Source organism: Devosia sp. (genome assembly GCF_048261455.1).
GTDB lineage: Bacteria > Pseudomonadota > Alphaproteobacteria > Rhizobiales > Devosiaceae > Devosia_A.
Window position 1 is genome coordinate 40,554 of sequence record NZ_JBLXGA010000016.1, and the last position, 20,660, is coordinate 61,213.

The following is a 20,660-nucleotide window of genomic DNA, read 5'->3' on the forward strand; positions in this document are numbered from 1 at the left end:
AAAAATGAGCGACACCACAACCAGCGCGCCGGGCGCGCCTGGCATTGCCCCCACTTGGTCTTCGAGCGCCAAGGACATGGTCTCGACCGCGCTGGGAACAAGCCGCATCTGGGCCACCTTCGGCTTCGGCATCGTCAACGAGGTCTACTGGCCGTCCACCGGGCGACCGCAGATCCGCGATCTCGGTTTCATCATCAAGTCCCCCAGTGGCTGGACCGAGGTCAAGCGCGCCGAGCGCTACGAGATCTCGACGCCCTCGGCCTGTGTGCCGCTGACCAAGGTCGTGCACGAAGGCGAGGGGTATCGCCTCGAACTGGAGTTCCTGCCCCATCCGCTGCGCGATGCCCTGATCATCAACTACAAGCTCGAAGGAGATGACCTGCAGCTTTTCACACTCCTCGCCCCGCATCTCAACGGCCACAAGTCCAACCATGGCTGGGCCGGACAGGATCTGAGCGCGCAGGACGGCGCCGCGGCGCTCTGCCTGCGGGCCGATTGTGGCTTTGTCAAAACCAGCGCCGGTTATGCCGGCACCTCGGACGGCTGGACCGATTTCGACCGGCATGGCGACATGACCTGGCAATATGCCGAGGCGCCGGACGGCAATATTGCACTCACCGGCGCACTTCGGGCCAACTCGGGCAAGCTGGTCCTCGCCTTCGCCGAAACGCTGGATGGCGCGCGCACGCTGGCGCGCTCGAGCCTCGCAGACGACTATGACGCAACGCGCGACCTCTTCGTCACGCAGTGGGAGAACTGGGCGCGTACCCTCAAGATCCCCCACACCGCGGCGGACCTGCAGCGCGCTGCAGAGCTGTCGGCCGCGGTCATCAAGGTGCACGAGGACCGCACCTACGCCGGGGCCATCGTCGCGAGCCTCAGCGTGCCCTGGGGCAGCAGCCACGACGATCCGGGCGGTTACCATCTGGTGTGGACCAGAGACACCGTCGAGGCTGCGCTCGCCCTCATCGCCGTGGGCCAGACCGAGGACGCGGCGCGTACCCTGACCTACCTGATCGGCACCCAGGCCGAAAACGGCAGCTGGGCCCAGAACTATTATCCGAATGGCACCGGCTACTGGAGCGGCAGCCAGCTCGACGAAGTGGCGCTGCCGCTGCTGCTGATGGCCAAGCTCAAGGCGAGCGACGCGTTGCCGCAAGGCCTGCCGGTCGACCAGATGGTGCGGGCGGCCGTGAACTTCATCGTCCATAACGGGCCGATGACCGACCAGGACCGGTGGGAAGAAAACGCCGGCGCCAGCCCCTTCACGCTCGCCGTCACCATCTGTGCGCTCGTCGCCACGGCTCAAATGTTTGACGCAGAAACGCGGGACTACATCCTCTCGCTTGCCGATTGCTGGAACGAGCGGATCGAGAGCTGGACCTACTCGGTGGGTGGGCCGCTGTGCCAGGGCAACGACGTCGACGGCTACTATCTCAGAATTGGCGCCCCGGATCCCGCCGCGCCGACCACCGGCGAGATCATGGTGCGAAACGTCGAGAACGGCATGCGCCCGGCCGATGAGATGATCGGCACCGAGTTTCTGTTCCTCGTGCGCACCGGACTCCGGCAGCCGGACGATCCCAAGATCCTCAACACGGTGCGGCTCGTCGATCGGCTGCTGCGCGTCGATACGCCGAACGGCCCGGGCTACCGGCGCTACAACGGCGATGGGTATGGCGAGCACGCGGATGGACGGCCATTCGACGGAACCGGCATTGGAAGGCTCTGGCCGCTGCTGACCGGGGAGCGGGGGCACTACGCCGTCACCAGTGGCCAGTCCGCGGTGCCCGAGCTCGAGACGATGATCAAGATGACCGGGCCCGGGGGGCTGATCCCCGAGCAGGTGTGGGACGCCGCACCCATCCCCCAGCTTCGCTTGGCGCCCGGCAAGCCCTCGGGCAGCGCCATGCCGCTCGTCTGGGCGCATGGAGAGTTTCTGAAACTCCTGGCGGCAGAAGCCTCTGGCCGTCCCGCGGAACTGCTGGACGAAGTCAAAAGCCGCTACAGCGCCAAAGCGCCCCGCGCTGCCCAATGGCACTGGCGCGCCAACAGCGCGTTCGAAACCATGCCGGCCGACCGGACACTGATGATCGAATGCGGCGAGCCCTTCGTGCTGCACTGGGGCGCCGACGGGTGGGATGAGGTCACCGACACCCCATCCACCCCGCTGCCACTCGGCATGCATGGCGTGTCGTTCTCAGCCGGGCAGATCGCCAAAATGGCGGCGCTGGTATTCACCTTCCACTTCCCCGAGCGCGATGCCTGGGCGGGGCACGACGACCGCATCGCCTTCGAAAAACCTGCGGACGATGCCGCAAAACCGGCGCTGAAAAGTCCGGCGAAAAAGAAGCAGCGCTGATGCAAAACAAAAGCGCCGCCCCCATCGGGAGCGGCGCTTTTTTTGGGCCCCTATCCGGCTGAGCTAAGTCAGCCGGTAGTGCTTCAGGTATGCGTCCGCGAAACCTGCATCCATCATCGTCTGGGGATCATAGGCCGGTGCATCCTTCACCAGCTGGCGATCCACATCGAGGGCGATGACTTTCTCCTGCCAGTCGATCTTCAGCAGCGATCTGGGGGAGATCAGCACGCGCTTTCCCGGCCACCAGTCCCGGGTGCCGACCACGAAGAACCGCACCTGCCAGGTGCTGTCATCGATGATGAATTCCTCGATATGCCCGATGCTGCCGTCGCGGCTGTCGACGTGAAAACCATGCAGCACCCTCACGCTGCGCAGCGTCGGGTTCTGGCTGTCGAACGCGTCGTTGGCGCGCGTACGCAAATGATCCTGAGACCCGGCGATCGCAAAGGGCGCCGTGCCGAAAGGGGCCCGGTATTCCGCCAGATACCCGGCGCTCAGATAGGGGCTGATCCCGTATTGCGCATTGGCGCCGTCAGCTGCCTGCCCATCCTCGGGACCCAGCACCGGGCTGTTCTCGACGTCCGCCCGGCTGAGCCCGACGCTGATCGACTGGCTCTCCGCGTCAGGCTTGCCCAGCTTGGCGGTGGGCAGCAGCACCTGGTGACCGGCCAGCCAGTCTCCCGTGTCGATCACGGCCCACGGCACATGCCAGTCACGGTCGCTGAAAATGAAGTCCGCTACCATCCCGACGCGGCCATCGCTGGCCACCACGGGATAGGTTTCGATGGCAGATACGTTCCACAACATGCTGTGGTCCTATGTGAACAAGCGTGAGTGATTGCGTCAGGCGACGCAGGGTCGGGTCTATTCGGGGTAGGCGCCGCGCACGATGAGCGCGTCTTCGTCGACGTTCAGCATCAGCACATTGTCCGCGCTGGAGTCGATCTGTTCGGGCAGCACGTAGCGGTGCTTTTTCACACCATGCATTTTGATGCGTGCGTAACCTTGAACCAGCAGGCGATCTCGCAACTCTTCAGGCAGCTCGTCCGCAAACAGGGACTCGGCCACCTGTTCGATGATCGATGTGTTGTGTTCGCGGTCACCCCCGTCGACTTCGGATGGTTCGGCCCGCGGGTCGTCTTCGTTCTCGCTGAAGTGAAATGCGTCCACATGTCCGAGCTCCTTGCCCGAAGCATCGAGGACCTTCATGCCATTCTGAATGTCGCGCGGAATGATGTGCATGGTGGGTGATCCTTTCGCGATCGGCGACGCCGGGTCGGCGGTCACCTGCCGCGACAATGGCCACACCTCATGCCATCCGCCTGATGTGAGCTATACTTTTCGGTAAGCTTGCGCCGCGCCTCGACAGCGTCACGCCATCATCGAGTTGAGCACGGCCTGGTTGCCTTCGTCCTCGTCCGCTTCCTTGCGGGCAGGGGCAGGGTAGCCGCGCGCATAGGTGCCGTTCTCGACGCAGTCGAGCATCACCCCGGCAAGGTCCGCAATGCGCGTGCGGATCAGGCCCTCGGCAATCTTGCCCTCGGACACGACGACATCATGCGTTGCGGGTTTGTCGAGCAGCCAGCCGGGTCGCGCGGCAGTCCACTCGAGCGTGGATTCGGCAAGCTGACGCTCCATGTCGGCCATCTCGTCCAGCACACGGGTCAGCGCCGGTGTGGTGCCAAGCCGGAACAGCAGCGGGCCGCGATCGTCCGCCGCCACCATTGTCGCCGAGATCACGACGATCCGCTCAATGCCGGCTTTCCCCATCGCCTCGATGATCCGTCCCGTGCCCTTCGAATAAAGCGGTGGGGGATCGAGCAGCGTACCGACGGAGTTGCCCACGCCGAGGCACGAAATCACCGCACTGGCGCCCTCGAGCGCAGGCGTCAGGTCGTCCTCCAGAACGTTCGCGACGATTTGTTCGCAATCGTCCGGCACGTCGTCGGACTTGTGGACGTCGACCCCAACCATTGTGAAACCACGCGCCTTGCCCTGGCGCAGGACCTCGAGTCCGGTTTTGCCGGTGGCACCAAAAACGACGATACGGGCCGGCGGGGCGATGGGATCTGTCTGTGTCATGCTGCGAAAACGCCGCCGCCGACTACTCGTTCCACGTTACAAGCGTGGAGGCGCCGGCGGATTCGCCGGCGCCGTGTCAAATGCTCACGCGTACTGGTGCTGGCGACGAACAACGCCCTTCAACAGCAGCGACAGGCAGAACACGGTCTCGGCGATCATGGGAATGACATAGGCCGCGGAAAACAGCTCGAAGGCACCTGGTGCGAAAAAGTGCAGCGCACTGCCGACGAGGTAAACTCCACCGGCCAGCGCCACACCGACGCCGATCGCCCTGTGGACGAGCCCAGAGCGCCAGATCAGCACCGCCGTCATCAGGCTGTTGATGCCGAAAAAGACGAGCCCGAGATCATAGCCATGGGCATGCAGGTTGAGGAACAGCGCTGCGAGCGCATCCGCCTGCCCGGCCGCCAGCGCTGTCACGTCCTGTCCACCCGAAATCAGCAGCCATGCGGCCTGCATGTTCATCAGGTTGGCGCCAATCAGCACCGACTGGACGAGCCGGAAGATCATGGCGGCCAGCGCCAGCGTCGGCGCGACGGGCTTGAACAACACGTAGAGCAGGATTGCGAGGCCGGCGTCGGCGATGGCCATCACCAGGTCGGCCGCGATCGACAGACGATAGGTATTGGCAGCCGCAAGGATTGCCTCGGCCGTGCCGCTTGCATTCGCGAGATCGACGAGGGGGCCACGCAGCGCAGCTTCCGAGGCGATGCCGAAGACAATGATGATGAGGTAGAGCAGGCCCGCATAACGGGCCATCGAAATCTCCGTCTGGGTGAGTTGGGTTTTCACGATAGGTCTCCTTGGCAGTCTGGTGTTGAAGATCAGGTGGTCGCGTGCATTGCCGTCCGGCCAAGATCTTGGTCCGATGCCGCGGCGCGGCTGACGATGGCGGGGGCTTGGTGGATCAGGCGGTCGTCGGTGAGGGCGTTGACCATGAACAGCGCGAAGTCGGTGCGCCGCGTGATGTTCGATTTGAGCATCGGGTCGCCGACATGAGGCGCCCAGACCGGCAGTCCCTGGCTGTCGCCCTCCTCGAGGTCCGAGGCCCGTACGAGCGTCCAGCTCTTGTCGGATGAAAAGATCAGGCGCGCAGCGCGCTTGTGGTCGTCGATGTCGGCCATCTGCGTCAGCCTGGCGATCCGGCCGAAGATCCAGTTCACCAGGCTTTGCAGCAGCGGATAGCGGTCCCGGCTGTCGCGCCGCATATGCCAGCCGCCCGAGAACACCAGGCGCGCTCCGTCAGCAGCGTGGCCGAGCACGGCGAGTGCCGTTCGGCTGGCCATCCCATCCGTGCCCCAGGGCACCAGCACCGTCAGCACGCCGTCGCAGTGCTTGACCGCTTGGGCAATCAATTGCGGATCGCTGGTGTCGCCGGTAAAGAGCGTCAGCCGGTCGCCGAACCGCCTAAGCTTGGTCACGCTTTCGGGGCGGCAGACACCGACGACGTCGTAGCCCCGATCGAGGGCGTGTGTGGCCATATGCTGGCCGAGTTTGCCCGAAATGCCGATTATGGCGATGCGTCTCATAAGGACCTCCCGTCCCTTGTGCTTGCCTGAGCTGGCGCGCGTCGGCGCACCTCAGTCGTTGAGGAAATCGGTGACGGCCGAGACGAACTCGGGGGTCACCGGTGCGCTCAGATGGTCGGCGCCGGGCACGACGGTGATCGTCACGACGGGAAGAGCCTCGGCGAGGGCCTCGATATTGGCGCGCTCCGGGTCATTCTCCCCGGTCATGCCCAGCACGGGCGCCGAGATGGCTTGCAAGGCCGAGGCCTCGAGCGAGATGATCTCGGGCAATCCGGCTGCGACCCCAGCCAGCGGAGCAGCCTGCTGGCCCGGGTCGATGCCGTGCGCGGCCAGCAGCTCCATCATCGCCGCCTCCGCCTCGGGCGCCAGCTCCTGCTCCGGCGGCGCCATCGCCGCCATGAACGCACCGAACGAATCGCTCTGGGCGAGTGCGGTGGCGATGAAGCCGTAGCTCTGAGCTTCCTCTTTGCCTGACCAGCCGGAGCCACCGGCGATCACCGAGAGCACCCGGTCGCCGTGTTCGACAGCGAGTGCCAGCGCGGTCTCGGCGCCCATCGAATAGCCGACGACGTGCGCCGCATCGACGCCGCGTTCGTCCATCAGCCGGATGACATCGTCGACGAGTTCGGTGCCATAGGCAGTCGCATCGGTCGGCTTGCCGCTCTTGCCATGGCCGCGGGCGTCGAAGGCGATGGTGCGGAAGCCCTCAAGCGGCATCAGGCCGATGGCCGGCCACATGGCGGATGACCCGGCGAAACCGTGGAGGAAGATGACGGTCTCGCCCGCCCCTTCATCCGTGAAGTGGATCGGCACGCCACCCGAGTTGAACTGGCCCGTCTCTGCCGCGGCCACTGAGGTCATCAGGGACAGGGGCAGGGCGACTGCAGCGGCCCTGAACGCCATGCGGTAACGCAGTGCGTGCGCAGATGTGCTGGAGCTGAAATTTGAAAGTGCAGGCATAACGGTCTCCCTTGGTTGTGCGATGACCAAGGGATAGGCCGGTCGATGTCCTGGGGTATTTGCCGAGACTGCCAGGCTTTTGGCCGAGCCTGCCAAACGGCGTCGGCGTCAGCTCGGGGCGGACCGCTTGCGATAGGCCCCGGGGGACACGCCGGCCCAGCGCCTGAAGGCGCGGGTGAAACTGCTCTGTTCTGAAAACCCGGTCAGGAAAGCTACCTCGGCGATCGAGAACGCCTCGTCCGACAACAGGTTTTCGGCCAGCGACTTCTGCGTCTTTTCGAGCACGCCCTGATATGTCAGGCCCGCCTCGGCAAGCCGGCGGTAGAGTGTACGCTCACTCATCCCCACGGTGCGCGCCACATTGGCAGCGCTGGGGATGCCGTTGCTCAGGGCCTTGGAGAAGTGCTCGGCGAGCGAGCGCTCGAACGCCGCCTCCTCGGGGGAGAGTGTGCCGATCTCGGCTTCGAGGTGCTCGGTCAAAAAGCGCGACACGGCCGGATCGCCGAGGCGCGTCGGCAGCTCCAGCATCTTTTCGGCAAATGCTATGGCATTGCGGTCGGCGCCGAACCGCACCGGACACCCGAAGAATGTCTCGTAGCGCGCGACCTCGCCGGTGCCTGAATGGCGAAAGCTCACATACTCATAGCTGAGCTCCGGCCCCACGACCGTCTTGAAGACGTGGCCGAATCCGCACATGGCGCATTCGTTGCGAAGCTCGAGCGCCGGATGTGGCTCGCTCTGGTGATGCAGCGTGAACACGCTCGGCTCCTGCCGGTCGTCCAGCCGGTACGCCACGGTGTCCGTCAAAAGCCGGAAGTAACGCTCGGCGCGTTGCAGTGAATCGCGAAGCGTGGGTGCCGTCTTCATGGCAAGGCCGAGGGCGCCAAGATTGTCGATGTCGACGGCGCGCGCGTAAGCGAAGGGTAAACCCGTCCGGTCCGGGTGCGTGGAGTCTACCCAGTCGACGAGATCGAAATACTCGCGGTGCAACAATTTGCCGTCGGACAGCGTGAGGCGCCGAACGATCTCGTCGCCCTGCAGCAGACGGCCGTCATCGGTCAGCTCGAAACCAGCAGCGCGCGCCAGCGCCCGCGCAAATGTCGGTGTCACCGTTCGCATTGCGGCACATTATTGTGTGTCGGATTTGGCGGTGGCAACCCGCAACTGCTCCAGCTGTCCGGCAATACTGCCGGACCAGACTGCCTGCATATGAGCTGTTTGCGCGGCACGCGGAGCATTGGCGGCTCTGTACCCGTCGCGAGCCAGCGAGAGTTGAGTAGCTCCGACACCTCAACTAGAAACGCGGTCGGAGCTCCAAACAGGTGCCGCGGCCGATGGCAGGGGACGAGGCGCTAAGCGGTCGTGTAATGTCGGCGGACTTTTCGGGGCCAACAACCCAGGGCGCCGAGCGCGCAGCTCGATCGTCGACGACTGGGACGACCGCTTCAGTAGTGTTCGCCAGTCGGCAGTTTCAACGGTCAAAGAGCCTAGCGTCCAGCGCCGGCCAGCGTGAATATCGAGGTGTCGCGTGTCGAGTAGGCGAGCTTGAGCAGGGGGGAGGCAAGGAGTGCCGTCTCGATCCGCTGCAAACCGCCGGGCGGCAGGACGCCGAGGCTGTCGAAGAGGGCCTTCTGGCTGTCCGTAATGATGATGTAGCCGCCATGCTCCGACTCGGAAAGCCAACGCGCCAGCATGACGTCAGGGGCTGAGACCAGCGGTTCCTCGATCTCCGGCAGTTCATCGACGAGCGGTACGTAGATGAAGTTCTCGTAGTTCCTGAACTGCGAGGGATAGTTTCGGGATCCCTCGATCAGCAGCTGCCCCGGCGTGCTGTTGGTATAGAGCCAGTTCGCCGCTTCAATCTCACTGGTAGAAAACCAGTACTGCTGGTCCTTGCCATTATTGGCGAGGATGAAGCCTGGAACGAGGGCAATCAGTACCAGGGCAAACAGCCCTAGGCGGGACGCGCCGCGCCCAAGAACTGGTCGCGACTCTGCGAAGAAAAGGTTCGCTGCAAAAAAACTCAGCAGCGGTAAGGCGAAGAGATAAAGCCGAAAGGCGATCTCGCCGCCGTAGGGCGTGGCCACCAGCAGCGGCATTGGCGCAAACAGCAGCGCGAGCACAGTGACGTCCCGGTACCCACCAAGCCACCGCACGAGCATCCCCAGTGCACCAGCAGCGGCGATCGCCAGCGTGAGCCCGCGTGAGGCAAGCGAAACGATGCGCTGGCCGTCGCTCACGATTTCCAGATCAACCAGCCGTTCCACGGTGCCGGTGCCCACGGCGCCGAACTCGGCCACGAGTTCACCAAGGATCGGGGCAACGAACGGTGTCGCGAAGTACAAGAGCCAGGCGAGCTCCGCGACGAGAGCAAATATGAAAAACCCGGGGCTCAACCGGCCGATGACAAACAGTGCGAATAAGGCTGCGAGGACAAAGAGCGGAGTAAGCTGATGGGTTACCGTGATGGCGATGATCAGCAGGAGGGCCAGCGGCAGGTATTTCGCCTTCGGCTGTGTCGCGGGGGCACCCCAGAACAGAGGGCGTTTGAGAGGGGTGCCGTCACTTGTGACCAGCGCCGCGACGGCGCGCTGACTCAGGGGTCCGGTCGCCAGGGCCAGCAGCGACAGGTAAAACAGAAGCGCCACGCCCTGAGGCGAAAAATAGTCCTGTCCCACCCAATTGCCGAGCAGAAACACCCCCGTGCCTGCCCAGATGATGCGGCGATCGGCTGTGAAGTTTGAGAACAGCAACGGCAGGACAGCCAGATAGGCGAGGTTGAGCACTGTCGGAGAAAAGCGCGCCAGATCGGCGATCTGCAGCGCGTCCAGCCGGAACAGGTTGCCGATGGTGGCGAAGAAGATGAAGAAACCCGGCCAGTTGTGATAGGCTGAGAGGAAGCGCGCCGACTGGTCGATGTGCCCGGTGCGCATGATGTAGTCGATGACCCCGATATGCTTCCAGGCCCACGAATAGCGCAGCGTCTCGTAGGAGATTGCCGGGGTCGCGTGCAGCAGCAGGATCAATGAAACGAGGAAGAACAGGGGCCAGCGCGTGGTGACGAGCGCCTCGCCCAGGCTGCTCACGAAGCCGACGATGATCAGCACGTAGGCGGCAAGAATTGGCAGGGGGAGGATGGCGATCAGGCCAACGGGGCCCAGGGTCTGCGGGTCGATGGCGGGCAGGCCCACCAGCCAGAAGATGAGACCGGATGCCAGCAGAATGCCGGCGGCCAGGTGAGACGCCGTCGCGTGCGATACGAAAATGCGCGCGTCGCGCTGCCTACTTGCTCGCACGCTCATAGCCCATCACCACAAGTTTGATATTGTTCCACTGCCAGAACCGCGAGGCGCCATACCGGCCGGACTTCCGAAGGTTTGACGTCGCGTGGTTAAGCCAGCAGAGCAGGACGAGCGCCCGAAGCTCATTGCTGCTGAGGCCTTCGGCGACCAGTGCACCAAGTCCTGCCGCGGCTTGCTCGGGCCGCGCAAGCACATCGCGCACCACATGGCCCAGCTCGCGCTCCTCGCGCCGGGCGCGCGCCGTCAGGACGAGAAAGACGCCATCGAGACCCGCCGGCGCATCACGCCGGGACCCGCCCCAGTCGACGATGCCGGTCACCATCGGCGCCCCGCCCGGCGCCGTTTCGAACAGGATATTGTCGAGACAATAGTCGCCATGGCCGCGGCCCAGGGCGACGGCGCTGCCGTGAAAATGGTCGACCAGTTCGCGATGGAGGGCGCTGAGCGCCGCGCCGTTTTCGGGCAGCGATTGTCTCAATGCAGCAATCGGTTCGTCGATCCAGCGCGCAATCCAGTCCGCATCGATGCCATCTGGCAGTTCCGTCTGGCGATGCAGTTGTGCGATCTGTTCTGCTGCAACCTCGATCGCCGGCGTCATCTCGCCGGTTGCAAAGCTGACGGTCCTGCCATCCCGGCCTGGCAATTTGCTCAGCAGCAGACGCGCCCCGCTACCGTCGATCCCGAACGAGATAACCCCCGGGACTAGCCGACCGAAGGGCGCCACGCGTTCGTCTTGGTGCAACTCTGTCAGGGTCTTCTGCTCGAGCTCCAGCTCCCGGATGCCTGCGCTGCTGTGCGCGCGCTTGAGCACGGCTGTGCCTTCCTCGCGGCGCGGCAGCATGGTTTGGGCGTCGCTGAGCGAGACATAGTATGAGGAAGCGGCCCACTCCTCTCCGTCCAGGTCCTGTATTGTTTTTCGTTGCATTGTGCCGCTGAGCCGTTTTGCAAGGTTAAACAGCCGCTGTGCCAGGCGGACCAATGCGCAGGCCAGGTCGAGGGCGAGCCCGTGCAATGCGCCCGGACGGGTCAGCGTCCAGACCGCCAGTCCTGTTGCGATCGTTGTTTCGGTGCTCAGGAGCGCCAACGCCATCCCAGTTCCACCAAGTGTTGCACTCAGGATGTAACCTAAGCCCAGGCTGGAAATCATGTTTACGAGTTGAACGAGAGCGACGACCTTTACCCAGCCTTTGGTTCTGCATATCGACAGGAAGACGATCACGGCTGAGCCGGGTATTGCACCGAGAACGAGCAATCGCAGTATGGTGCTGCCCGGTTCGACGAACTCTTTCCCGAAGATCTGCATGATCATCGGGGCAAGCGCGACCGTAGCGAGAGCAGCCATCGCGACGGGCAGCACTGTTTGCACCAGCGCGTCAGCGTAGAGGGCGCGCGGGTGCCTGCTTCTGCTGGCATGTTCCGCCATCATTGCCGCACCCATCTGGCTGCCCACGAGGTAGAGGACGTATGCAATGGAAAATGCCAGGTAGAAATGCGCGCCTGCGACTGTTCCTGCGGCAGCAATGACCAACATTGGCGCCATGCCGTAGGTGAGGCCGCCGGCAAGACTTCCCACATAATCCCAGCCCAGAAAGCCAACAAACTCACGCCGGGTGAAGCGCGCGGCAGTGTGCGTATCGTCGGCGCCGGCGCCATAATAGACGAGCAGTGCACTGGTCGCGATCCCTGTGGCCAATGCAGGGACGATCCACGCAGCAAGAATGCTGAGCCCGGACGCGACGAAGGTCGCCAAACCCAACAGCGCCAGCAGTTTGGCGAGGGCGTAGATGAGGCTCTTTGGGGGCATCAATACGGACAGGCGAAGGGCGACCAGTTCGGCTTCCTGAAGCCCATATATGGTCCAGATAATCAGCGCGACGACGAAGATGGGGGCGATCCAGGGAGACTGGAAAAGCTCTGCCAGATCGGGGTTTATCCAGGTCACGAGCATGGCGAAGCCGGTCCCGAGCACAACGGCAGCCAGCGCCGATGCCAGGTAGAGGCCGAGGACCAGTCGCTGCGCTCTGGGCCCGGGGCTTGAGACATAGCGATACAGCACGTTCTTGAAATTGAACTGTGCAGCACCGGCCAGCGGCGTCATTGCCGCGATAAGGGCAGCGCCAATCCCGAGTTCAGCCGGGCTGAAACTGCGTGCTGCAACGGTCCAGAACAGCATGCCCAGTGCCGAGGTAATCAGGGAACTTGCAATCAGGGAATAGCCGCTCCGTGTCAGCGAAGCGCTGGCGGCAAACTTTGTCCGCAGCCGTTCACCCAGGGGCGCGGAAACATCAGACATGGGTAACAGTTGCTCGCTCATGACGGCGCCTGCTGCCAAATCTTGACGTAGTCGACGAACAGATCAGCCGGGAGACGAGCGCTGTCGACGTCGGGTCCTGCCCACTCTCCACCGACTGCGAGGTTCATCAGCAGGTACATCGGCCGCGAGGCAATCGGCACACCTTCGCTGACCCGCCAGATTTCCCGACCGTCCAGGTACCATCGAATTTCGTTCGCCGACCATTCGACACCATAGCGATGAAACTTGCGCGAGAGGTCGGAGGTGGCCGTGCTCTTGCCCACGATGTGGGTCCGATCCGCCAACTGGTAATGATAGTGTGTCTCCAGCACGTCGGGCGCTCGTCCGAGTGCCTCCATGATGTCGATCTCGGGCTTCGATGTGTGATCCGACGGCAGGAGCCAGATTGCCGGCCAGAGCCCTTTGCCGCTGGGCATTTTCGCCCTGACTTCCACGTAGCCATAGGTGAAGCTGAAGCGGTCGGGTTGCTCGCGCTCAACGTAGTAGCGTCCCGAGGTGACCATTCCCGAGGTGTAGGGATAGGTCCGGCCGTCCACCTCTGTTGGCGATGCGCGGGCCTGCAGCTTCAAAAGGCCATCGGCGACCGAGACGTTCTCTGCCAGGTACCACTGCAACTCGCTGTTGCCCTTGTTGGTGCACCCGCGATCATTCCACCAATAGCAGGTCGTCCAGCTGTCTCCATCAAGCGAAGGAGCGTCAAACTCGTCGACGAAGCGGAGTGTCCAACTGCCTTCGCTCATGGGGGGAGTGTGCTCAGCCGAGCGCAACGCGCTCCAGCCCACGATCAACGTGATCAGCAGCAGTATCCCCAGCAGTAACGACAGGCGCGGGCGCCTACCGAACAGGGGTAGGCGACGGGAAGCGTCAGAAAGGACGGGCGCATCTAGTCTCAAGGAGTGGGCTTTCTGCTAGTACGCTCTTATCGGCAACACACGTCGCCGGAGCATCCGAAGGTGGTTATTACAGTCCTAACCTTCGCGTTGCCCAGACACGACCGCCGTTTACGTTAATGGCATGGAGAGAGTTTACATCGGGCGCCGCGCCAGCGAACAAATGCCCGCCAGACTAAAGATGTTATTTAGGATTTAGCGTGGCAGATATCGCAACCGATGGCAGCGAGACGATTGCCCGAGCCACCCCGGTGGTTAAGCCGCAGCGTGAAGGATGTGCCGATCTGGTCACCGTCGGTGTGGCTTCAACCGACGTCTGGTCTGACTTGATGATTAGAGATCCCGAGGCCGTACCCTATCAGTCGCCCGAGTGGGCTGCAGCTGCCTGTGCAACCGGCGGCTTTCAGAACGTCAGCCGATACTACGAGACGCGATCGGGCGCGCGCTTCGTGATGCCAATGATAAGGCGCCGGGGGGTGCCGGCGATGCTGGCGACAGCAGGCTCGATGCCTGATGGCTGGGGTATGGGTGGGCTGGTTGGCAGCGAACCTCCTACGTCGGATGTGGCACGCGCGGTGATCGCCGATCTGCAAGAAGCGGGTTTTCAAAGTATCCATCTACGGCCAAATCCTCGTCAGGCCCATATCTGGGCCAAAGCCATGCCAGAACGCGCGGTGGTAATGCCGCGACGGGCGCATATGATTGACCTGACGGGTGGCTATGATCCCATCTGGAACGGCGTCGTCTCGCGCAAGCTGCGCCGCAATGTTCGCCGGGCCGGGCGCCTGGTGGAGGTGGAGTTCGGGACCGGCGACCGCTTGATGCCGCTCTACTGTCGTCTCGTTGAGAGTGCGCGTCGCCGATGGGCGCGCTTGCAGAACGAACCGCTGGCGTTGACGAAGCTGCGTGCATGGATGGTCGAACCCACCGAGAAGTACACCACGATAGCACGGGTCATGGGAGAGAACTGCCGCGTTGGCGTCGCCTATGTCGGCGGAAGGCCGGCGGCCGCAACGGTTGTTCTGCGCGGCGGCAATGTAAACTGTTCGCGCGTCGCCATGGATATCGATCTGGTAGGGTCGACAGGAGCGAATGATCTCTTGCAAAAACTCATAATCGACGATGCCGTTCGCGCCGGCTGTCGCTTCTATCACCTTGGGGAGAGTGGTCGTTCCTCGTCGCTGGCGCGGTTCAAGGAAAAGTTCGGGGCTGTCGCTTACGACTATGCGGAATATCGGCTGGAGACCATTCCGCTCAAGCGATTTGACCTTGCGGCGCGATCTGTCGTGAAACGGCTGATCGGTTTCAAGGATGCCAGCTGATGGCCGCGTTCCGCGTTCTTGTCGCGCTGGTCCTGATGGCCTGCCTTTCGGGGTCTCAAACAGCAATGGCCCAGGCGCCTCATTCTGACGACGCCTCGAGCGAAGTCATCGAGCTGCTGCGGGGCGGTACCAACTTCCAGCAGCTTGTCGAACGCTCGCGCCAGGAACCTGGGGCTGACTGGCGTTCCTATATCGCCATGGAAGACGAGCGGCTTGAGGATTTGCTGCACGCCAACGGGTATCTGGATGGCAGATTGGATGTCGAAGCGTCCACGGCGCCTGGCACCGACCAGACCCTCAAAATCCAGGTTGAGCCTGGCCCGCTCTATCACATCGCCGCGGTCAGACTGGATGGCTTGGAGACCAGGTCTCCATCCATCGATCAGATCCTCGCGGACGCTGCCGGGAAGGTCGCGAGCACCGAGCAGGCCGGCGCGATTTCACGCAAGCTGGTGTGGGCGCTTGGTGAGCAGGGACGCCCGTTCGTGCGTGTGTCCAAAAGCGCCTTCGCGCGCGTTGGTGCCCCGGCAGAAGCTGTTTTGAACCTGACGCTGGACGTGCCACCCCCCGCCCGTTTTGCTGCACTGGAGATCGAAGGCGGCGGCGGAGAACTAGTCGAGAAAATCAGATCGCTGCAGCCGTTCGCCGCCAGCGAACTGTACTCGATCAGCAAGGTCGCATCCTTCCGGGATGCCGTTCTGAATCTCGCCGGTGGCGGCTCGGCCCGCGTTGATGCGGAGGTGAACCCGGACAGCACGTTCGATATTCGCGTTCGGAGGATCTCTTATGCACCGAAAGGCGGTTCTGAAGTCGTCGTCGGGATACTGATCCTGCTTGCCACACTGGTTGTGGTATCCCGGAAGCGGTTCATCCTCAGTGCGGGCGGAACACGATCGGGATTACGCCTTAACCCGGCCAACCTCGCCGTGGCTGCACTCTTATGCACAACGGCGGTCTTGGTGCTTGGTCGCGCGCTGAGCTTTATCAGCGGATCCGCCTGATTGCTGCCGCCGTCAACTCTCCAGCGACCGGTCGCCGCTGTTGCTGTTGGGCGTGCACCAGACTGTCGATGCTGCGCTTCAGTCCATCGCGCCGCTGTGTGAGACGCTGATGATCTGCCGACCCTGGAGGCAGCGCCTGAATCTGACGCTCTGTGTCCTCCCATTCCTGCATAAGGGCCTGCCAGTCTTTATTCACCAGTCACCTCCCTTAGCTGCGCCTTGAATCGGTTGCGAACGATCATGCCCTAAATGAAATCCATTGCAAGGCGATGACGAGGTGCGTGTGTGCCCGCCGAAAATCGTCGAAGTGCTTTTGGAAGCTTTGAATTTACCATTCCAGTAAACCAAAGTCCGGAATAGACCATTGAGGTATCGTTACTAATTGGTAAAACAATTCCGCGCACCGACCTCATGTCGTAATGCAGTTTTATCTAAAAGAAAGATAAAATTGTACGAAATAAAAGTCGACCAATGGATCGCGTGGCGGATGGGAACCGAGGGAACGTGTGATGACGAATGGCGCAGCATTTCAGAGTAGCCAGAGGGATACTGCAAGACGCGATAATTCGACTGTGTTTGCGGCGCCAGGTGCCTCGGTCACTGTCGTCGTGCCGGCAATGAACGAAGCGCTGAATCTGCCGCACGTGCTACCCCAGATCCCCAAATGGGTGAGCGAAGTCATCCTTGTCGATGGCAATTCCAAAGACGATACGATCGCTGTGGCCCGCAAGCTGCTGCCGGATATCCGCGTCATTGGACAGGATCGGCCGGGCAAGGGCGCTGCATTGCGCGCCGGCTTCCAGGCTGCTCGCGGCGATATCATCGTCATGATCGATGCCGACGGTTCCACCGATCCAGCAGAGATTCCGGCCTACGTCGGTGCCCTTCTGTCCGGCGCTGATTTCGTCAAGGGGTCGCGATTCCTGCAGGGCGGCGGCACCCGCGACATGGAATGGTATCGCAAGCTCGGCAACTGGGGCTTCGTTCAGATGGTGAAATGGCGCTTCGGCGGCAACTTCAGCGATCTCTGCTACGGCTATGCGGCCTTCTGGCGCGACGTCCTGCCGCTGCTGGAACTCGATAATATCGACGGGTTCGAGGTCGAGACCAGCATGAATATTCAGGCACTGCGCTCCGATCTGCGCGTCGCAGAAGTGGCTAGCATCGAACACCGTCGCATCCACGGGACCAGCAATCTCAGAACCTTCCCCGATGGCTGGCGCGTCCTCAAGACGATCGCACGCCAGAGCGTCACCAGACTGCGGATCGGCAAGGCATTGAAGCGGCCACTGCGCCCCAACCTGCGTGCCTCCGTTGTCGGCCAGACCGTGCCGGGTGCGCAAAATGAAGCCGACTAGATCGATCTCGGTCATCGTCTGCGCCCACGAGCTCGGTCGGCTCCAGACTCTGAAACAGGCCGTTCACTCGGTCCATGAACAGACCCTTACGGCCCACGAGATCATTGTCGTCATTGATCACAACACGGCGCTTTTCGAAGCCTGCAAGGCGGACCTGCGCGATGTCATCCTGATGGAGAACAACCGCAGCCGGGGACTGTCGGGAGCGCGAAACACCGGCGCGCTCGCCGCCAGTGGTGATGTGGTCGCGTTCATCGACGACGACGCGATTCCCGAGCCGCAATGGCTGGCGGCCCTGTCCGACACCTATTCTTCCCAGTTCGTCATGGGAGCGGGTGGCCCCACGACCGCGGTCTGGCCCGACACGCGCCCGGCGTGGCTTTCACATGAGTTCGACTGGGTCGTGGGTTGCTCCTACCGCGGGCAGGCGACCGACCCGGTCGGCATGCGCAACATGATCGGTTGCAACATGTCTTTCCGCCGGTCGGCGCTGGTGATGACCGGCTTGTTTGCCGAAGATTTGGGCCGGATCGGCCGCAATGCTGCCGGCGTCGAGGAGACGGAACTCTGTCTTCGCGCCCGCAACATGTTTCCGTCGTCGCATTTTGCCTATAGCCAGTCGGCCCGCGTCGATCATCAGATCGAGGCCTATCGCAGCAGCTGGCGGTATTTTTTCCGGCGCTGTATCGCTGAGGGCCGTTCGAAGGCGCATATGGCGCGCAACACCCGTGCACGTGGCAGCCTCAATACCGAACGCCACCATCTTTTCGTGACGCTGCCCAAGGCGGTGCTGTCCTATCTGGGCGATGCCTTCAGTGGGCGGGACCGGCATGGCGTCGCCCGCGCCTTCAACCTTGTTTCGGGGACGATGCTGGTTGTCGGCAGCTATGCGCTTGCCCGCGCGTTTCCGCGCGCGGCCCGAACCCCGGCCAATGCGTTTGCGCCGTCGAAAGTCTGTGATGTCGACACCGCGCGCGAACGCTCGGCGCTAGACGGTCGCGATCCGGACGGCACCCCGCGCTACGCCAACGCGTTTTACGTGGTCCGCGACCATGGCAGGTTGCGCGGCATTGAGCAGATCCCGCTCTATGGTGATTTACTCTCCGCCGACGACTTGCACGCATTGCTTGACCCTGCGCCTGTTCCGACTGCTGCGGCGCCCGCCGCCAGCTTTTCGGGCTCCGTGCGGGTTGTGGTTGCGACACGGGATCGGCCGGTCATGCTGGCCAAATGTCTCGACTCCTTGCTGGCACAGGACCATCCGGCGTTCGAGATCGTCGTCGTCGACAATACGCCGACCAGCAACGACACGCGCGACCTGATTGCCGAACGCTACAGCGGCCGTATCCGCTATCTTCGCGAGCCACGTCCCGGTCTGGCCAATGCGCATAACCGCGGTATTGCCGATCTGAGCGAAGATGTCGTTGCCTTCACGGATGACGACGTGATCGTCGACCGGTCCTGGTTGAAAACGATCACCGCGCCCTTCGCCGAAAGCCTCGAGATCGGCTGCGTCACGGGCGCGATCGTGCCCGCAGAGCTGGAGACCCGGGCGCAATACTGGACCGAACTGCACGGGGGCTTTTTGAAGGGCAACCGGCGCCAGACCTTCGATCTCGCCGAGCACCGTCCGTCCGATCCGCTGTTTCCCTACGCCGTGGGGCAGGTGGGCTCGGGCGCAAACATGGCGTTCAGCCGGGCAAGCCTAGAGGCCATTGGCGGTTTCGACCCGGCACTGGGTGCCGGCACCAAGGCGCGCGGTGGAGACGATCTTGCCGCATTCCTCGATATCCTCAACGCGGGCTACCAGGTCGTCTATATGCCGGACGCGCTGGTCTGGCATCACCATCGCCGCACGGAGTCCGGCATGCGGCAGCAGGCCCATGGCTACGGTGTGGGACTTGGCGCCTATCTCACGCGCGCCATTATCAAGGATCCGGTCGCGCTTTTACGGTTCATGGCCGTCGCGCCTCGCGGCATCGCCCACATCTTCGGGTCCCGATCCGACAAGAACACCCGGCTTCCCGGAGACTACCCCACGGCCTTCCTTCGAGCCGAGCGGCTCGGCATCCTGGCGGGCATCCCAAGTTATCTACAGAGCATCTGGGCCAGCCGCCGCCCCCGACAGTCCGGAGTCGAGGGCGCACCGAAGTCTGCATGGAGTGAACACTGACATGCGCACGCCAATCCTGCTCTACCATACGATCGATGAGAACTGTGCGCCGGACTATCGCCGCTGGGCCGTGTCGACGGACCGGTTCAGGCGTCATCTCGATCTGCTGAGAGATCGCGGATGCCAGCCGGTCACCATGGCGCAGGTCGGCAGCAGCCTGGCCTCCGGCAAGCCCCTGCCAAAAAACAGCGTTGCCATCACCTTTGATGATGGCTTGGCGGACTTCAACGTGGCCGCGCTGCCGCTCCTCGAGCGTTACGGGTATGCCTCGACGCTCTTCATCGTGACCGGCTTTGTCGGTTCGCCAGCCTCCTGGCTGGCGCCATTGGGAGAGGGGGACCGGATGATGATGTCGTGGGAGGAGGTCGCGCGCTTGCCGGAGCGCAATGTGGAATGCGGTGCCCACACCCATACCCATCCCCAACTCGATATCGTCACGCGAAAAGAGCGGAAGCGCGAGATCAAGCTCTCGAAGGCGCTCCTGGAAGAGCGCCTGGGTCGGCGGGTCGTTTCCTTTGCATATCCGCACGGCTATCACACGCGTTCGGTTGCTTCGGACGTGCGCGCTGCTGGGTTCCACACGGCCTGCAGCGTCGGCAGCGGCAACGGTCGCTACGGACTTCAGCGCCTTGTCGTTGATGAGGAGACCCCGGACTCCACCATTCATGCGCATCTTGATGGTCGACTGGACACCGCGTCGCCGCGACTGCCGGGCTGGATGCGGTGGTCGTTGAGGACCGGATGGCGGGAATATCGCAGGATCACAGCAGGCTATGGCGCGCTGACGCGGGCGGGCAGCGGCAATGGGCTTGGCGCATGAACACGCGTCGCACCGTCACCTCGATCGCAGGCTTCCTTACCGCCGTCGCCGTAGGTTTCATCGGCTTTCAGGTGCTCGCCTCCGATCGGCCCATCTGGGACTCGACGGTAGGGGAACTCATCGGAACCCGTTTGTCGCCAACACCCGACACGCCATCCGACACGGCTCCGGCGCCGGTCACGATCGAGTTCGTGCTGGACCAATGTGCGCCGGTCTCCGAGGACCTGCCTCAGCTCGCCAGCAATGAGGTGTCGCCCGAGCCGGTAGCTTCGCCACCTGAGCCGATAGTATCTCCGCCTGAACCGGTGGTTTCGCAGCCCGAACAGAAAGCAGCTCCTGCTGAGGCCGTCGCTTCACCACCCGAACCCGTAGCTGTTCCTGCCGAGCCGCCGATCCGCGCCCCGGACAGCGACAACGCACGCGTGGCGCCATCGCCAGAGCGTTCCGACCGAAGCGTTCCGCTCAAGCAGGGCGAGCCCGTAGAGATCAGTCCGTCAATCATCTACCTGCCGTAATGCGCCGCGGCCATCGCTTCCCGGCCTGCGAC

The 20,660-nt window shown here is 63.1% G+C and carries 17 protein-coding genes; 7 read left to right on the plus strand and 10 right to left on the minus strand.

Going from position 1 to position 20,660, the window contains the following annotated elements:
* Positions 1–4 precede the first annotated feature (4 nt).
* Positions 5–2,362 carry a glycoside hydrolase family 15 protein gene (locus ACN0TK_RS15440; RefSeq protein ID WP_417310420.1) on the plus strand — a complete coding sequence of 786 codons (2,358 nt, stop codon included), beginning with the start codon at positions 5–7 and terminating at the stop codon, positions 2,360–2,362.
* Between the two features lie 63 nt (positions 2,363–2,425).
* Here ACN0TK_RS15440 and ACN0TK_RS15445 read toward each other — a convergent pair whose 3' ends face one another.
* The 10 genes from ACN0TK_RS15445 to ACN0TK_RS15490 form a co-directional block, all read right to left on the minus strand.
* The gene (locus ACN0TK_RS15445) at positions 2,426–3,169 is read right to left on the minus strand and encodes a PRC-barrel domain-containing protein (protein ID WP_417310421.1); all 744 of its coding nucleotides are present in this window, start codon (positions 3,167–3,169) and stop codon (positions 2,426–2,428) included.
* A 57-nt stretch (positions 3,170–3,226) separates the two neighbouring features.
* The gene (locus tag ACN0TK_RS15450) at positions 3,227–3,661 is read right to left on the minus strand and encodes a hypothetical protein (protein ID WP_417310422.1); all 435 of its coding nucleotides are present in this window, start codon (positions 3,659–3,661) and stop codon (positions 3,227–3,229) included.
* A gap of 72 nt (positions 3,662–3,733) precedes the next feature.
* Entirely contained in the window at positions 3,734–4,444 is a 711-nt protein-coding gene (locus ACN0TK_RS15455) for an NAD(P)-dependent oxidoreductase (RefSeq protein ID WP_417310423.1), read from the minus strand.
* An 84-nt stretch (positions 4,445–4,528) separates the two neighbouring features.
* Positions 4,529–5,236, minus strand: coding sequence for a DUF4386 domain-containing protein (locus tag ACN0TK_RS15460; RefSeq protein WP_417310424.1), 708 nt, complete (start codon positions 5,234–5,236; stop codon positions 4,529–4,531).
* A gap of 32 nt (positions 5,237–5,268) precedes the next feature.
* Positions 5,269–5,973 (minus strand): NAD(P)-dependent oxidoreductase, encoded by a 705-nt coding sequence (locus tag ACN0TK_RS15465; protein ID WP_417310425.1) that lies wholly within the window; start codon positions 5,971–5,973, stop codon positions 5,269–5,271.
* 51 nt (positions 5,974–6,024) lie between these two features.
* Entirely contained in the window at positions 6,025–6,933 is a 909-nt protein-coding gene (locus tag ACN0TK_RS15470) for an alpha/beta fold hydrolase (RefSeq protein WP_417310426.1), read from the minus strand.
* Between the two features lie 108 nt (positions 6,934–7,041).
* Entirely contained in the window at positions 7,042–8,052 is a 1,011-nt protein-coding gene (locus ACN0TK_RS15475) for an AraC family transcriptional regulator ligand-binding domain-containing protein (RefSeq protein ID WP_417310427.1), read from the minus strand.
* Between the two features lie 368 nt (positions 8,053–8,420).
* The gene (locus ACN0TK_RS15480; RefSeq protein WP_417310428.1) at positions 8,421–10,124 is read right to left on the minus strand and encodes a hypothetical protein; all 1,704 of its coding nucleotides are present in this window, start codon (positions 10,122–10,124) and stop codon (positions 8,421–8,423) included.
* Between the two features lie 91 nt (positions 10,125–10,215).
* Entirely contained in the window at positions 10,216–12,549 is a 2,334-nt protein-coding gene (locus tag ACN0TK_RS15485) for a phosphotransferase (protein WP_417310429.1), read from the minus strand.
* A complete protein-coding gene (locus ACN0TK_RS15490; protein WP_417310430.1) occupies positions 12,546–13,289 on the minus strand; it encodes a family 16 glycosylhydrolase in 744 nt (247 codons plus the stop codon). Before ACN0TK_RS15490 ends, ACN0TK_RS15485 begins: the two co-directional genes overlap by 4 nt.
* A 350-nt stretch (positions 13,290–13,639) precedes the next feature.
* On the opposite strand from ACN0TK_RS15490, the gene ACN0TK_RS15495 reads away from it, so the two are divergent.
* The 6 genes from ACN0TK_RS15495 (at position 13,640) to ACN0TK_RS15520 (ending at position 20,628) form a co-directional block, all read left to right on the plus strand.
* Entirely contained in the window at positions 13,640–14,761 is a 1,122-nt protein-coding gene (locus ACN0TK_RS15495) for a GNAT family N-acetyltransferase (protein WP_417310431.1), read from the plus strand.
* A complete protein-coding gene (locus ACN0TK_RS15500) occupies positions 14,761–15,762 on the plus strand; it encodes a hypothetical protein (protein WP_417310432.1) in 1,002 nt (333 codons plus the stop codon). The genes ACN0TK_RS15495 and ACN0TK_RS15500 overlap by 1 nt, the downstream gene beginning before the upstream one ends.
* A gap of 509 nt (positions 15,763–16,271) precedes the next feature.
* Positions 16,272–17,120 (plus strand): glycosyltransferase family 2 protein, encoded by an 849-nt coding sequence (locus tag ACN0TK_RS15505; protein ID WP_417310433.1) that lies wholly within the window; start codon positions 16,272–16,274, stop codon positions 17,118–17,120.
* Positions 17,107–19,293: a glycosyltransferase family 2 protein gene (locus ACN0TK_RS15510; RefSeq protein WP_417310446.1), complete on the plus strand. Its 2,187-nt coding sequence runs from the start codon at positions 17,107–17,109 to the stop codon at positions 19,291–19,293. The genes ACN0TK_RS15505 and ACN0TK_RS15510 overlap by 14 nt, the downstream gene beginning before the upstream one ends.
* Position 19,294: 1 nt before the next feature.
* Positions 19,295–20,113, plus strand: a complete 819-nt coding sequence (locus tag ACN0TK_RS15515; protein WP_417310434.1) for a polysaccharide deacetylase family protein — start codon at positions 19,295–19,297, stop codon at positions 20,111–20,113.
* The gene (locus ACN0TK_RS15520) at positions 20,110–20,628 is read left to right on the plus strand and encodes a hypothetical protein (protein WP_417310435.1); all 519 of its coding nucleotides are present in this window, start codon (positions 20,110–20,112) and stop codon (positions 20,626–20,628) included. The genes ACN0TK_RS15515 and ACN0TK_RS15520 overlap by 4 nt, the downstream gene beginning before the upstream one ends.
* Positions 20,629–20,660 lie beyond the last annotated feature (32 nt).